At 69.6% G+C, this 13,761-nt stretch carries 11 protein-coding genes; 7 read left to right on the top strand and 4 right to left on the bottom strand.

Going from position 1 to position 13,761, the window contains the following annotated elements; all coding sequences use genetic code 11:
• Positions 1-107: 107 nt before the first annotated feature.
• From AB0436_RS11050 to AB0436_RS11025, 6 genes are all read left to right on the top strand, one after another.
• Positions 108-2,453 carry a SulP family inorganic anion transporter gene (locus AB0436_RS11050; protein WP_366467456.1) on the top strand — a complete coding sequence of 782 codons (2,346 nt, stop codon included), beginning with the start codon at positions 108-110 and terminating at the stop codon, positions 2,451-2,453.
• Positions 2,454-2,550: 97 nt separating this feature from the next.
• Entirely contained in the window at positions 2,551-4,506 is a 1,956-nt protein-coding gene (acs, locus tag AB0436_RS11045) for an acetate--CoA ligase (protein ID WP_366467455.1), read from the top strand.
• Positions 4,507-4,746: 240 nt separating this feature from the next.
• Positions 4,747-6,126 carry a Na+/H+ antiporter NhaA gene (nhaA, locus tag AB0436_RS11040; RefSeq protein ID WP_366467454.1) on the top strand — a complete coding sequence of 460 codons (1,380 nt, stop codon included), beginning with the start codon at positions 4,747-4,749 and terminating at the stop codon, positions 6,124-6,126.
• A 181-nt stretch (positions 6,127-6,307) separates the two neighbouring features.
• The gene (locus tag AB0436_RS11035; RefSeq protein ID WP_366467453.1) at positions 6,308-6,883 is read left to right on the top strand and encodes a phage holin family protein; all 576 of its coding nucleotides are present in this window, start codon (positions 6,308-6,310) and stop codon (positions 6,881-6,883) included.
• On the top strand, positions 6,880-7,806 hold the full coding sequence (locus AB0436_RS11030; protein ID WP_366467451.1) for an alpha/beta hydrolase: 927 nt from the start codon (positions 6,880-6,882) through the stop codon (positions 7,804-7,806). The genes AB0436_RS11035 and AB0436_RS11030 overlap by 4 nt, the downstream gene beginning before the upstream one ends.
• A 120-nt stretch (positions 7,807-7,926) precedes the next feature.
• Positions 7,927-8,106: a hypothetical protein gene (locus tag AB0436_RS11025; protein ID WP_366467450.1), complete on the top strand. Its 180-nt coding sequence runs from the start codon at positions 7,927-7,929 to the stop codon at positions 8,104-8,106.
• 15 nt (positions 8,107-8,121) lie between these two features.
• Here the strand turns inward: AB0436_RS11025 and AB0436_RS11020 are convergent, their stop codons facing one another.
• The 4 genes from AB0436_RS11020 to nth all read right to left on the bottom strand — a co-directional run bounded on the left by AB0436_RS11020 (position 8,122) and on the right by nth (position 12,524).
• A complete protein-coding gene (locus tag AB0436_RS11020) occupies positions 8,122-9,534 on the bottom strand; it encodes a 6-phospho-beta-glucosidase (RefSeq protein WP_366467449.1) in 1,413 nt (470 codons plus the stop codon).
• Complete coding sequence (locus tag AB0436_RS11015) at positions 9,531-10,736, bottom strand: MarP family serine protease (RefSeq protein WP_366467447.1); 1,206 nt, start codon at positions 10,734-10,736, stop codon at positions 9,531-9,533. Before AB0436_RS11015 ends, AB0436_RS11020 begins: the two co-directional genes overlap by 4 nt.
• 117 nt (positions 10,737-10,853) lie before the next feature.
• Entirely contained in the window at positions 10,854-11,564 is a 711-nt protein-coding gene (locus AB0436_RS11010) for a CoA pyrophosphatase (protein ID WP_366467446.1), read from the bottom strand.
• Between the two features lie 69 nt (positions 11,565-11,633).
• The gene (gene nth / locus AB0436_RS11005) at positions 11,634-12,524 is read right to left on the bottom strand and encodes an endonuclease III (RefSeq protein ID WP_366467503.1); all 891 of its coding nucleotides are present in this window, start codon (positions 12,522-12,524) and stop codon (positions 11,634-11,636) included.
• 551 nt (positions 12,525-13,075) lie between these two features.
• Here nth and AB0436_RS11000 point away from each other — a divergent pair.
• The gene (locus AB0436_RS11000; protein ID WP_164258843.1) at positions 13,076-13,750 is read left to right on the top strand and encodes a Crp/Fnr family transcriptional regulator; all 675 of its coding nucleotides are present in this window, start codon (positions 13,076-13,078) and stop codon (positions 13,748-13,750) included.
• Positions 13,751-13,761: the final 11 nt, after the last annotated feature.

Below are 13,761 nucleotides of genomic sequence, written 5' to 3'. Positions count from 1 at the left end.
ATGAACCGCTCGCCCATTTGTCCGTAATATCCCACCTGATTCTTTACTCTGCATTACGATCCATTTACCAAGAGTTGGTAGTCCCGCCCCGGAGAAGACGGGAATTCATGTCTGCCTGCACCTCGAAACCCACCGACCACCGACGACGCTTCCGGGTCACGGGAGCAGATGTCTCCGCTTCGATCACGGTCTTCCTGCTCGCCGTCCCGATGTCCCTGGGGCTCGCCGTCGCCATGGGCGCCCCGCTTGAAGCAGGCCTGCTTGCCGCGGCCGTCGGCGGGATCGTCGCAGGCTCGCTCGGCGGTTCCGCACTCCTGGTCAGCGGACCGTCCGCCGGCTTGACCGTCGTGACCGCGGAGCTCATCCAAACCTACGGCTGGCGCACCACCTGCGCGATCACCGTCGGCGCAGGTCTGCTCCAACTGCTCCTGGGGTCGCTGCGTATGGCACGCGGAGCGCTCGCCGTCTCCCCGGCCGTCGTGCACGGCACCCTCGCGGGCATCGGGGTCGCCATCGCTCTGGCTCAGCTCCATATCGTGCTCGGCGGCACGCCCCAGAGCTCCGCCATCGCCAACGTCATGGCGCTGCCCGACCAATGGGGGCGCGTCGGTCCGGCGGCGCCGTTGATCGGCGGGTTCACCGTGACGGTGCTTGTCCTGTGGCCGCGGATCCCCGGCCGCTCGGGCCGGGCACTGCGCCGGATTCCCGCCGCACTCGCCGCGGTGGCCGCCGCCACCGCGGTGGCGGCAGTCGCCGCCCCCGGTATCGCCCGCGTGGACCTGCCCTCCTGGTCCGCACATGCGCTGCCCGGGCTGCCGCATGGTCCGGTGCTCGGGCTGGCCACCGCGGTGTTCACGGTGATGCTGGTGGCGAGCCTGGAATCACTGCTCTCCGCGGTGGCTGTGGACAAACTGACCGCCGACCGGCCCGGATCTCCCCTCGAACGCGCCGACCTGGACCGCGAGTTGCGCGGGCAGGGCATCGCCAATGCGGTGTCCGGGCTGCTCGGCGGGCTCGCGGTGTCCGGCGGAGCAGTGCGTGGCACGGCGAATGTACGAGCCGGCGCGACGGGTCGCAGCTCCACCGTGCTGCACGGTCTGTGGATGCTGCTTGCCGCGAGCTTTCTGGTCGCCGCCCTGGAACGGATGCCGCTTGCCGCTCTCGCCGGCCTCGTGATGGTCGTCGGCATCCAGATGGTGAGCTATGCGCACATCCGCAATGTCCACAAGCACCGCGAGTTCCTCGTGTACATCGCCACGGTCGGCGGCGTTCTCGTCCTCGGCGTCCTGCAAGGGGTGCTGGTCGGCATCGCGGTCGCGGTCGGGCTGGCCCTGCATCGGCTGGCCAGAACCCGGATCACCCTGGAGGAGAGAGGTGGGGCGCACCGGCTGTGCGCCCGGGGCCAGTTGACCTTCCTTGCCGTGCCGAGACTGACCCGGGCGCTCAGTCAGGTGCCGCGCGGGGCTCGTGCGGTGGTGGAATTGGACGGTTCATTCATGGACCACGCCGCATACGAGGCGCTTCAGCACTGGCAGGAAACGCATCTGACGCAGGGCGGCCAGGTCGAAGTCACGGGCAGGGCGGGGACCAGGATCGCCGAGCCCCCGTCCGCCACACACACCTGCTGCCGGCCCTGGACGCCTTGGCGCAACCACCACTGCGACGACCACGCCGCACAGCATCTACCCGCGCCGGGCAGCGCGCCCGGCCCAGCCGCATCGAAGCGCCCGGGAAGCCTCCAGCTGACCAGCGGGCTCAGTTCCTTCCAGCGGAACACGGCTCCGCTGGTGCGGCAGGAACTCGCCCGGCTCGCTCGTGAGGGGCAGCGGCCTTCGCAACTGTTCCTCACCTGCTCCGACTCGCGACTGGTCACCAGCATGATCACATCGAGCGGCCCCGGCGATCTGTTCACCGTGCGAAATGTGGGCAATTTTGTTCCGCTGCCCGGCGAAGAGGCCTCGGACGATTCGGTGGCGGCCGCGATCGAGTACGCCGTGGACATCCTGGACGTGAAGTCCATCACCGTGTGCGGGCACTCCGGCTGCGGCGCGATGCAGGCCCTGCTGAGCGGGGCACCGGAAGGCTCCCGGTCCCCCCTGCAGCGCTGGTTGCGGCACGGGCTGCCCAGCCGGGACCGGATGCTGAGCCGCCATCATTCCTGGGCGCGCATTTCCGGGCGGTTGCCGACCGACGAGGTCGAGCAGCTCTGTCTGACCAACGTCATCCAGCAGTTGGAACATCTGCGAGCGCACGAATCGGTGGCACGCCGTCTCGCCGAAGGCAAGCTGGAGCTGCACGGCATGTACTTCCACGTCGGCGAGGCCCAGGCCTATCTGCTCGCCGAGGCCCACGAGTTCGACGATGTCTTCGACCTGGTCGCTCCCGGCCGCCCGGGAGGCAACGCTTCGGCAACCGGCGGACGCCGAAGCGACCTTCATAGCCTCGAGCTATAGGTCTAAACCAATTTCTCGCTGTGGCCCCTTGTCAGAGTGGCTCACGGACTGATGAGCTAAGAGCCGGGACACAAGGCTTTGTCGAAAGGGCGATCTCGTGAGCAATGAAAGCTTGGCCAATCTGCTCAAGGAGGAGCGGAGCTTCACTCCGCCCACCGAGCTGGCCGCGAACGCCAACGTCACCGCGGCGGCGTACGAACAGGCGGCGGCGGACCGGCTGGGCTTCTGGGCCGAACAGGCTCGGCGGCTGACCTGGGCCACCGAGCCCACCGAGACGCTCGACTGGTCGAACCCGCCGTTCGCGAAGTGGTTCGCCGACGGTGAGCTCAATGTCGCGTACAACTGCGTGGACCGGCACGTCGAAGCCGGCCACGGCGACCGCGTCGCCATCCACTTCGAGGGCGAGCCGGGCGACGGCCGGGCGATCACCTACGCACAGCTCAAGGACGAGGTGTCGCAGGCGGCGAACGCCCTGGCCGAGCTGGGCGTGGTCAAGGGTGACCGGGTCGCGGTCTATCTGCCGATGATCCCCGAAGCGGTAGTGGCGATGCTCGCCTGCGCCCGGATCGGAGCCGCGCACTCCGTGGTCTTCGGCGGTTTCTCCGCCGACGCCGTCGCCTCCCGCATCCAGGATGCCGACGCCAAGCTGGTCATCACCTCCGACGGCGGCTACCGGCGTGGCAAGCCCTCCGCGCTCAAGCCGGCGATCGACGAGGCCGTGGCCAAGTGCCCACAGGTCGAGCACGTACTGGTGGTCCGCCGCACCGGTCAGGACACCGCGTGGACCGAGGGCCGGGACGTGTGGTGGCACGAGATCACCGGCCGGCAGTCCGTCGAGCACGCCCCCGAGCCGTTCGAGGCCGAGCACCCGCTCTTCATCCTCTACACCTCGGGCACGACGGGTCGGCCGAAGGGCATCCTGCACACCTCGGGCGGCTACCTCACCCAGACCGCGTACACCCATCACGCCGTCTTCGACCTGAAGCCCGAGACGGACGTCTACTGGTGCACGGCCGACATCGGCTGGGTGACCGGCCACTCGTACATCGTGTACGGGCCGCTGGCCAACGGCGCCACCCAGGTCATCTACGAAGGCACGCCGGACACCCCGCACCAGGGCCGGTTCTGGGAAATCATCCAGAAGTACGGCGTCTCGATTCTCTACACCGCGCCGACCGCGATCCGTACGTTCATGAAGTGGGGAGACGACATCCCCGCCAAGTTCGACCTTTCGTCGCTCCGGGTGCTGGGTTCGGTCGGTGAGCCGATCAACCCCGAAGCATGGATGTGGTACCGCAAGCACATCGGCGCCGACAAGTGCCCGGTCGTGGACACCTGGTGGCAGACCGAGACGGGCGCGATGATGATTTCGCCGCTGCCCGGTGTGACGGCTACCAAGCCCGGATCCGCACAGCGCGCGCTGCCGGGTATCTCGGCGACCGTCGTCGACGACGAGGCGCACGAGGTGCCGGACGGCGGTGGCGGCTACCTGGTGCTGACCGAGCCGTGGCCCTCGATGCTCCGCACCATCTGGGGCGACGACCAGCGCTTCCTCGACACCTACTGGTCACGGTTCGAGGGGAAGTACTTCGCAGGCGACGGGGCGAAGAAGGACGACGACGGCGACGTCTGGCTGCTGGGCCGGGTGGACGACGTGATGCTGGTGTCGGGGCACAACATCTCGACGACCGAGGTCGAGTCGGCGCTCGTCTCGCATCCCGCGGTCGCCGAGGCGGCGGTGGTCGGCGCGGCGGACGAGACGACCGGCCAGGCCATCGTGGCCTTTGTGATCCTGCGGGGTACAGCGGCGGAGTCGAAGGACCTCTCCGCAGAGCTCCGTAACCATGTCGGAGCGGTGCTCGGGCCGATCGCCAAGCCGAAGCGGGTGCTTCCGGTTGCCGAGCTGCCGAAGACCCGGTCCGGGAAGATCATGCGCCGGCTGCTGCGGGACGTCGCGGAGAACCGGGAACTCGGCGATGTCACGACGCTCACGGACTCCACGGTGATGGATCTGATCCAGACGAAGCTGCCGAGCGCTTCCAGCGAGGACTGAGCCCGGGTCGGCCGGGTCCGGGGCGCCGACGCCCCGGACCCCCACCCCGAACCCGGCCCCCTCAGCTGTCGTCGCGGAAGGATCCGGGCGGAGGCACTGCGGAAGGGACCCGGTGGGAGGGCCTGCGGAAGGTGCTCGGACGGCGCTTTGTACGTAGGGTGATGATCACCGGATGGGCCGTTGCCGCAACCCGGGTAGGCTGTTCAGGAGATCAAGGGTGCGCCGGGAAGTCTGGTCGGCATGTGTGCTGTGCTGTCCAACCAACCGGAGGTCCCCCTCGTGGCCGCGCCCGACCCGAAGCCTCGCTCCCGTCCCCGCGCCGGTCTGACCTTTCTCGGTCGGTTGCCGCGCACCGAGCGGGCCTACATCGCGGACGCTCTGCGCACCGAGACCGTCGGCGGCATGCTCCTGCTGATCGCCGCGATCACCGCACTGGCCTGGGCCAACACCCCGCTGAGTCACAGTTACGAATCCGTCAGCGACTTCCATCTCGGTCCCGGCGCGCTCGGACTGCACCTGTCCGTCGAGCACTGGGCGGCCGACGGGCTGATCGCCGTCTTCTTCTTCGTCGCAGGCATCGAGCTCAAGCGCGAGCTCGTCGCGGGCGAACTGCGGAACCCCCGGGCCGCCGCGCTGCCTGTCATCGCGGCGCTGTGCGGGATGGCCGCACCGGCCGTGGTGTACGCGGTGGTCAACGCCGTCAGCGGTGGGTCCATGGACGGCTGGGCGGTGCCGACGGCCACCGATATCGCGTTCGCGCTCGCCGTCCTCGCCGTCATCGGCACCTCACTGCCGTCCGCGCTGCGCGCGTTCCTGCTCACCCTGGCGGTCGTGGACGACCTGTTCGCGATCCTGATCATCGCGGTGTTCTTCGCCGGAAAGATCCATTTCGCCGCGCTCGGCGGCGCCGTACTCGGGCTGGTCGTCTTCTGGCTACTTCTGCGGATGAACGTACGAGGCTGGTACATCTACGTCCCGCTTGCCCTGATCAACTGGGGTCTGATGTACAACAGCGGTGTGCACGCCACCATCGCCGGTGTCGCCATGGGCCTGATGCTCCGCTGCACCCGCCGTGAAGGCGAGTCGCACTCCCCGGGCGAGCACATCGAACACCTGGTCCGTCCGTTCTCGGCCGGATTCGCCGTGCCGCTGTTCGCGTTGTTCGCCGCCGGGGTCTCCGTCTCCGGCAGCGCGCTCGGCGATGTGTTCAGCAGGCCGGAGACCCTCGGCGTGGTGCTGGGCCTGGTCGTCGGCAAAGCGGTCGGCATCTTCGGCGGTACCTGGCTCACCGCCCGCTTCACCCGGGCCGAGATCAACAAGGACCTGGCGTGGGCCGATGTGTTCGCGGTGTCCGCACTCGCCGGGATCGGATTCACCGTATCGCTGCTCATCGGCGAACTCGCCTTCACCGGCGACACCGCTCTGACCGGCGAGATCAAGGCCTCGGTATTCGTCGGCTCGGTGATCGCGGCCGTGATTTCCTCGATCCTGCTCAGGTTGCGGAACCGCAAGTACCAGGCGATCTGCCTCGCCGAGGAGACGGACGACGAGCTGTCGGCGGAGACCGGCCGCTCCGAACGGACGGGTGCAGCAGGCGGGGACGAGGACAGTCGGGCATGATCTGACTCCGGACCAGGAAATTCGGCCCTTCGCAGGAACGGCCCTCGGAACGAGCACGTGTGGCATGCATGCGGACCGCGACGGCCGAGAAGACGAAATATCAGCAAGCAGCACAACGACAACTCAAGACGCCCCCGCAACACGCCGCGGAAGAAGAGCGGAAGAGAAGAGGGATTCAGCGATGAGCCACCCGAGCAAGCCTGCTGGCACCGCCGACCGCAGTCTCGGTCAGCTGGTCGCCTCGGCGACCGCCGAGATGTCCGCACTGGTGCACGATGAAATCGCCCTGGCCAAGGCCGAACTGCGCCAGGACGTCAAGCGCGGGGCGATCGGCGGCGGGGCCTTCGCGGCCGCCGGTACGGTGCTGCTCTTCTCCCTGCCGATGCTGAGCTTCGCTCTCGCCTACGGCATCCGCACCTGGAGCCACTGGAACATCGCGGTCTGCTTTTTGCTCTCCTTCGCCGCAAACGTGCTGGTGGCCGGCTTCCTCGGGTTGATCGGCATGGTCTTCGCCAAGAAGGCCAAGCGGGGGAAGTCGCCGCAGAAGGTCGCCGCATCCGTCAAGAAGTCGGCCTCCGTGATCCAGGGCGTCAAGCCGCATCCGCGCCCGTCCTCCGACGAGGAGTCCATCGAAGCATCCGGCGGGTCGCCCGCCCCGGCACTGGACAAGGCTGCGAGCAGTACTCCGAACGGTAACGCCGATGTCAATCCGGCGGTCATCGAGAAGGCTGATGCTGTGGCACGCTCATCTGCATGACCGCTTCTGCTGAATCGGGCTCCGTCGTACGGATCGACGGGCCCTGGAACCATCGCGATGTCGCGGCCAATGGCGCCCGCTTCCACATCACGGAGGCCGGCGACGGGCCGCTGGTGCTGTTGCTGCACGGCTTCCCGCAGTTCTGGTGGACCTGGCGGCATCAGCTGACCGCGCTCGCCGACGCCGGTTTCCGGGCCGTGGCGATGGACCTGCGCGGGGTGGGCGGCAGCGACCGCACGCCCAGGGGGTACGACCCTGCGAACCTGGCCCTCGACATCACCGGTGTGATCCGTTCCCTCGGCGAGCCGGACGCCGCGCTGGTCGGACACGACCTGGGCGGGTACCTGGCCTGGACGGCCGCCGTGATGCGGCCCAAGCTGGTGCGCAGGCTCGCGGTCTCCTCGATGCCCCATCCACGACGCTGGCGTTCGGCGATGCTGTCCGACTTCGCGCAGAGCAGGTCCGGGTCGTACGTCTGGGGGTTCCAGCGGCCGTGGGTGCCGGAGCGTCAACTCGTCGCCGACGATGCCGACTTGGTGGGCCGACTCGTTCGGGACTGGTCGGGTCCCGCGCGACCCGACGACAACGCGGTGGAGATGTACCGGCGGGCGATGTCGATCCCCTCGACCGCGCACTGCTCGATCGAGCCGTACCGCTGGATGGTGCGCTCGCTGGCGCGCCCCGACGGGATTCAGTTCAACCGACGGATGAAGCGCCCCGTCCGGGTGCCGACGCTGCATCTGCACGGTTCCCTCGACCCGGTGATGCGCACGCGCAGTGCGGCGGGCTCCGGGCAGTACGTCGAAGCGCCCTACCGGTGGCGGTTGTTCGACGGCCTGGGCCACTTCCCCCAGGAGGAGGACCCGGCGGCGTTCTCGGCGGAGCTGATCAACTGGCTGAGGGACCCGGAGCCGGACCGGTGAACGGCGAACCGACAGGCCCGGAGAACGCTTGTCCTACGAACAGCCAATTGCCTGGCGCATAGGCCAATTGGCCCCGCGCGGAGCGATTACCGACCTTGTGACACGGGCAAACGTCGGGGTATGGGCTGGACGCACGACTACGGTGACGCAGTACCCAACCATCGCTCGACCACAGGTCTGAGCACGCACGAGAGGGGCGGCCCGCACGTCCGGGGGCTCGATCCCCGCCTCGGCATTCCGCGCATACTCCGCCGCCGTGCCCGCTGGGTCTCGGCATGGCTCCGGCATCCCAGGCCCTGACGGCCGCTCCGAGGCTCAGCGCCTGAGGTAGCCGAGGCCCGGATGTACGTCCCGGTATCCGTCGAGCAGCCGCCTCGCCACATTCACGGAATCGACCAGCGGGTGCAGTGCGAAGGCCTGCACTGCCACCCGCGCCGATCCGCTTTCCGCTGCTTCCAGTACACAACGCTCCACGGTCTTGACGGCGGTGACCAGGCCGGCCTCATGGCCCGTCAGCCGGCTTACCGGCAGCGGGTGCGGGCCGTTCTCGTCGACCCGGCACGGGACCTCGATGACCGCTGCCGGGTCGAGCACGTCGAGCGTCGAGCCGTTCGGGACGTTGAGGATCAGCGTGGTGCCTTCGCCGCGCCGTGCCTCCCCCGCGCTGCTCTCTTCACTCGCGGCCGCCGAGCCCCCGGCGATCGCGCGCATCAGGGCCAGTGCCACCTGCTCGTACCCGCCCGACTCGAGGTCGTCGGGTGCTCGCTCCCCGGCGCCCGCGGTTTCGCGGTTCTCGGCCATGTAGGTCGCTTCGCGCTCCGCGCGAGTACGGTCCCAGGCCTGCCAGGCGGGTGTCGCGGGGTGCGCCATCTCGGCGTAGAACCGTGCCTGCTGGTCGTGCAGGAAGGCGCCACGGGTCTGCGCGGCCTGCCGGTAGGCGGCGACCGTCTCGCGGTTGAAGTAGTAGTAGTGCAGATATTCGTTGGGCACCGAGCGGATGGTGCGCAGCCACTCCGCGCCGAAGAGTTTGCCCTCCTCGAACGAGGTCAGCAGCCGCTCGTCGTCGAACAGGGCGGGCAGCACATCCCGCTCGCCGCCCGCCGCCCGCTCGTCGGCGACGTACAGCCCGCGCAGCCACCCCAGGTGGTTGAGTCCGACGTAGTCGAGCCGTGCCCGGTCGGGGTCGGCGCCCAGCGTACGGGCGACGCGGCGGCCCAGTCCGACCGGCGAGTCGCAGATGCCGATGACCCGGCCGCCGAGATGCGCGGCCATCGCCTCGGTGACCAGGCCCGCCGGGTTGGTGAAGTTGATGACCCACGCGTCGGGGGCGATCCGGGCAACCCGCCGGGCGATGTCGACGGCGACCGGCACCGTACGCAGTCCGTACGCGATCCCGCCCGCGCCGACGGTCTCCTGGCCGAGCACGCCGTGATCCAGGGCGACCCGCTCGTCGGCGGCACGGCCGGCCAGGCCGCCGACCCGGATCGCCGAGAAGACGAAGTCGGCGCCGCGCAGGGCGTCGTCGAGGTCGGTGGTAGTACGGACCTCGGGCGCGTCCGGCACACCCGCCGCCTGGTCGGCGAGCACCCGCGCGACAGCGGTGAGGCGGGCCCGGTCCACGTCGTGCAGGGTGATCCGGGTGACCCGGCCGGCCGCGTGGTCCCGCAGCAGCGCCCCGTACACCAGGGGCACCCGGAAGCCGCCGCCGCCGAGGACGGTGAGCCTCACAGCGCGCATCCCTGGGTGTCGACCTGCTGGCTCGCGGTGCGGCCCTGGGCGATGTCCGCGCGGATCTCGTCGGCCGACAGGGCGTATCCGGTGTGCGTGTCGTCGAGCGACTTGGCGAAGACGACGCCGTAGACCTTGCCGGTGGGGGTCAGCAGCGGGCCACCGGAGTTGCCCTGGCGGACGGTGGTGAAGAGCGAGTAGACATCGCGGGTGACCGTGCCGCGGTGGTAGATGTCCGGTCCGCTGGCGTTGATGCGGCCGCGGACCCGGGCGGCGCGGACGTCGTACGAGCCGTTCTCCGGGAAGCCCGCGACGATCGCGCTGTCCCCGCTGTGCGCGTCGTGGTGGGTGTCGGTGAATTTCAGCGAGGGCGCGTCGAGGGCCGGCACGTCCAGGACCGCGATGTCGCGCGCCCAGTCGTAGAGCACCACCTTCGCGTCGTACAGCCTGCCCTCGCCGCCGACCTGGACGGTGGGCTCGTCGACGCCGCCGACCACATGGGCATTGGTGATCACCCGGTGGTCGGCGAAGACGAAGCCGGAGCCCTCCAGGACCTTGCTGCAGCTCTGCGCGGTGCCGACGACCTTGACCACGGACTTCTTCGCGGTCTGCGCGACAGGGCTGTTGGCCAGCGCCGGGTCGGGTGGCTGGACCTCGGTGATCGGCTCGTTGGCGAACGGGCTGAAGACCTCGGGGAAGCCGTTCTGCGCGAGCACGGAGGAGAAGTCGGCGAACCAGCCGTTGGCCTCCGGCGGCACCACCCGGGAGACCCCGAGCAGCACCTTGGAGGAGCGGACCTCCTTGCCCAGGGTGGGCAGGGTGGTACCGGCCAGCGCCGATCCGATCAGCCAGGCGACCATCAGCATGGCCAGCACATTGACCAGCGCGCCGCCGGTGGCGTCCAGGGCGCGGGCCGGGGACCAGGTGATGAAACGGCGGAGCTTGTTTCCCAGGTGGGTGGTGAAGGCCTGGCCGACCGAGGCGCACACGATCACGACGACCACTGCGACGACGGTGGCGGCCGTGGAGACCTCGGCCTTCTCCGTCAGCTGGTCCCAGATGATCGGCAGCAGATACACGGCGATGAGTCCGCCGCCGAGAAAACCGATCACCGAGAGGATGCCGACGACGAACCCCTGGCGGTAACCGATCACGGCGAACCACACGGCGGCCAACAGCAGCAGGATGTCCAGCACGTTCACCGTCGTGAGCCTCGCTTTTCCTCGCCGGTCACGATCATCCGGCCTGTGGTGCGGCCCCCGGGCGGGCCGTGGTGGATCGCGGCGTTCCCCGGGTGGCGCAGTACGTCGGCCAGCCTGTCATGCGCGCCAGTCGAGCGGGACCTGCTTGGTGCGGTCCCATGGCCGCTCCCAGCCGGAGAAATGCAGGATTCTGTCGATCACTCCGGCGGTGAACCCCCAGACCAGGGCCGATTCGACCAGAAATGCCGGGCCTCGGTGGCCGCTCGGGTGGATGGCCGTCACGCGGTTGGCCGGATCCGTGAGATCCGCCACGGGAACGGTGAAGACCCGGGCGGTCTCCGCACTGTCCACGGCCCGGACCGGTGTGGGCTCCCGCCACCAGCCGAGCACCGGTGTCACGACGAACCCGCTGACCGGGATGTAGAGCCGGGGCAGCACGCCGAAGATCTGGACACCTACCGGATCGAGCCCGGTCTCCTCCTGCGCTTCGCGCAGCGCCGCCCGCAGCGGCCCGGTGGTGAGCGGATCACCGTCCTCCGGGTCGAGGGAGCCGCCGGGGAAGGAGGGCTGCCCCGGGTGGGAGCGGAGAGTACCCGCCCGCTCCATCAGCAGCAGCTCCGGCCCGGACGCGCCCTCGCCGAAGAGGATGAGCACGGCGGACTGCCGCCCGCCGCCGCTCGCCGGTGGCAGAAACCGGCTGAGCTGCTCGGGCCGCACGGTGTCGGCCGCCTGCGCCACCGGCGCCAGCCATCCGGGCAGCCCACGACCGGTCACGGCGACCGGGCCCTCATGGGCCCGGTCGGTCTCTGTCTCTCCGGTGTGCGTCATCGGCACCCCCGCTCTCTCCCGCCTGCTCTTCCCAACGCCCACGGCCGGTCCGATCGTTCCGCGCTGCCGTCATCCGGCCCCTAACGGGGGAGCCGGCTGCCCCGGATAGTCGGCCGGGGGCTTCAGCCGCTGGCCCGGGTAGCCGCCCTTCTCGTACTTGAGGAGCTTCCGTGCCTTCTCCGGGTCCGTCTCACCCTCGCCGTACGCCGGGCAGAGCGGGGCGATCGGGCAGGCGCCGCAGGCGGGCTTGCGGGCGTGGCAGATCCGGCGGCCGTGGAAGACCACCCGGTGCGACAGCATCGTCCACTCGCTCTTGGGGAACAGCGCGCAGATCTCCGCCTCGACCTTCTCCGGATCCTGCTGAGCGGTCAGCTTCCAACGACGCACCAGCCGTCCGAAGTGGGTGTCGACGGTGATCCCCGGTACGCCGAAGGCGTTGCCCAGGACCACGTTGGCCGTCTTGCGACCGACTCCCGGCAGCGTCACCAGATCCTCCAGACGGCCCGGCACCGCACCGCCGAAGTTGTCCCGCAGCGCGGCGGAGAGGCCGAGGGCGGACCGGGCCTTGGCCCGGAAGAAGCCGGTGGGTCGCAGGATCTGCTCCAGCTCTTCGGGGTCGGCGGCCGCCATGTCCTCCGGCGTCGGGTACTTCGCGAAGAGCGCCGGCGTCGTCTGGTTGACCCTGAGGTCGGTGGTCTGGGCGGAGAGCACGGTGGCGATCAGCAGCTCGAAGGGATTCTCGAAGTCGAGCTCGGTGTGGGCATACGGATAGACCTCGGCGAGCTCCCGGTCGATCCGGCGCGCCCGGCGGACCAGGGCGGTATGGGACTCGGACGCGGGGATCTTGACGGCCTTCACCGACGGGGCCGCACCCGGCCCGGCTTGCGCCGCCTTCGCCGCCTTGGCAGGCGACTTCTTCGCGGCCTTGGCGGGCGACTTCTTCGCTGCCTTGGCCGGCACCGTCTTCGCCGCCCCGGCCGCCGCCTGTGCGGCCTTCGCAGCCTTGGCCGGCACCGCCTTGGCGGCCTTCGCCGGGACCGCCCTCTGTGCCGTCTTACGGGGCGCAGCAGCCCGCCTCGCGGTTCGCCCGGCCGGCTTCGCCGCCGACCCGGCTCCCTCGGACGGCTCAGCGCCACCCGCGCGTTCCGTCCCCCCCGATGGCTCGGACACCTCAGTCACCGCGACTCCCTCGACCCTCTTCGCCGGTTTGGTCCCTTTTGCCGCTTACATCGCTCGGCTGGGCGACCGTTCGCCCACAGCAGAATTTTTGGTTCGCCGACACCCGTTCAGCCCCCTTGACCCGTACTCTCACCGGCGTTTTGGACACCCGGCCAGCCTAGAGCCAGCCACCGACATCCGCGCCGGTCACAGCCAATCACCAACCCAATCGGCCCCCTCCCGCACAAGGCACGACGCCGGTGCGTCAAACTTGTGACTGATCACACTGATTGACCCGTCCGGCATGATGGGGTCCAGCCGGTCCCCTGAGCAGGTCGACAAGGAGAGAACTCGTGGACGACGTTCTGCGGCGCGCCCCGCTCTTCGCGGCGCTCGATGATGAGCAGGCCGCTGAGCTGCGCGCCTCGATGAGTGAGGTGACGCTCGCCCGTGGCGACGCCCTCTTCCACGAGGGCGACCCCGGCGACCGCCTCTATGTGGTCACCGAGGGCAAGGTGAAGCTGCACCGCACTTCCCCCGACGGCCGGGAGAACATGCTGGCGGTCCTGGGCCCCGGCGAGCTGATCGGGGAGCTGTCCCTCTTCGACCCGGGCCCGCGTACCGCCACCGCCTCCGCCCTCACCGAGGTCAAGCTCCTGGGCCTTGGCCACGGTGACCTCCAGCCCTGGCTCAATGTGCGCCCCGAGGTGGCCACGGCGCTGCTGCGTGCCGTCGCCCGCCGCCTGCGCAAGACCAACGACCAGATGTCCGACCTGGTCTTCTCGGACGTCCCCGGCCGGGTCGCCCGCGCACTCCTGGATCTGTCGCGCCGTTTCGGCGTGCAGTCGGAGGAGGGCATCCACGTCGTGCACGACCTCACCCAGGAAGAGCTGGCCCAGCTGGTCGGCGCCTCCCGCGAGACAGTCAACAAGGCCCTGGCCGACTTCGCGGGCCGCGGCTGGCTCCGTCTGGAGGCCCGCGCGGTGATCCTTCTGGACGTCGAGCGCCTCGCCAAGCGGTCTCGCTAGCCGCCGACAGC

Origin of the sequence: Streptomyces sp. NPDC051322, assembly GCF_040689485.1 — a bacterium.
Lineage (GTDB): Bacteria > Actinomycetota > Actinomycetes > Streptomycetales > Streptomycetaceae > Streptomyces.
This window is presented reverse-complemented; position numbering and strand designations above follow the sequence as displayed.

What these genes read in the sequence shown, in the direction of transcription:
- AB0436_RS11050 (WP_366467456.1), top strand. Translation starts at nt 108, where the DNA reads ATGTCTGCCTGCACCTCGAAACCCACCGACCACCGACGACGCTTCCGG.
- nhaA (WP_366467454.1), top strand. Translation starts at nt 4,747, where the DNA reads ATGTGTGCTGTGCTGTCCAACCAACCGGAGGTCCCCCTCGTGGCCGCG.
- AB0436_RS11035 (WP_366467453.1), top strand. Translation starts at nt 6,308, where the DNA reads ATGAGCCACCCGAGCAAGCCTGCTGGCACCGCCGACCGCAGTCTCGGT.
- AB0436_RS11030 (WP_366467451.1), top strand. Translation starts at nt 6,880, where the DNA reads ATGACCGCTTCTGCTGAATCGGGCTCCGTCGTACGGATCGACGGGCCC.
- AB0436_RS11025 (WP_366467450.1), top strand. Translation starts at nt 7,927, where the DNA reads ATGGGCTGGACGCACGACTACGGTGACGCAGTACCCAACCATCGCTCG.
- AB0436_RS11010 (WP_366467446.1), bottom strand. Translation starts at nt 11,564, where the DNA reads ATGACGCACACCGGAGAGACAGAGACCGACCGGGCCCATGAGGGCCCG.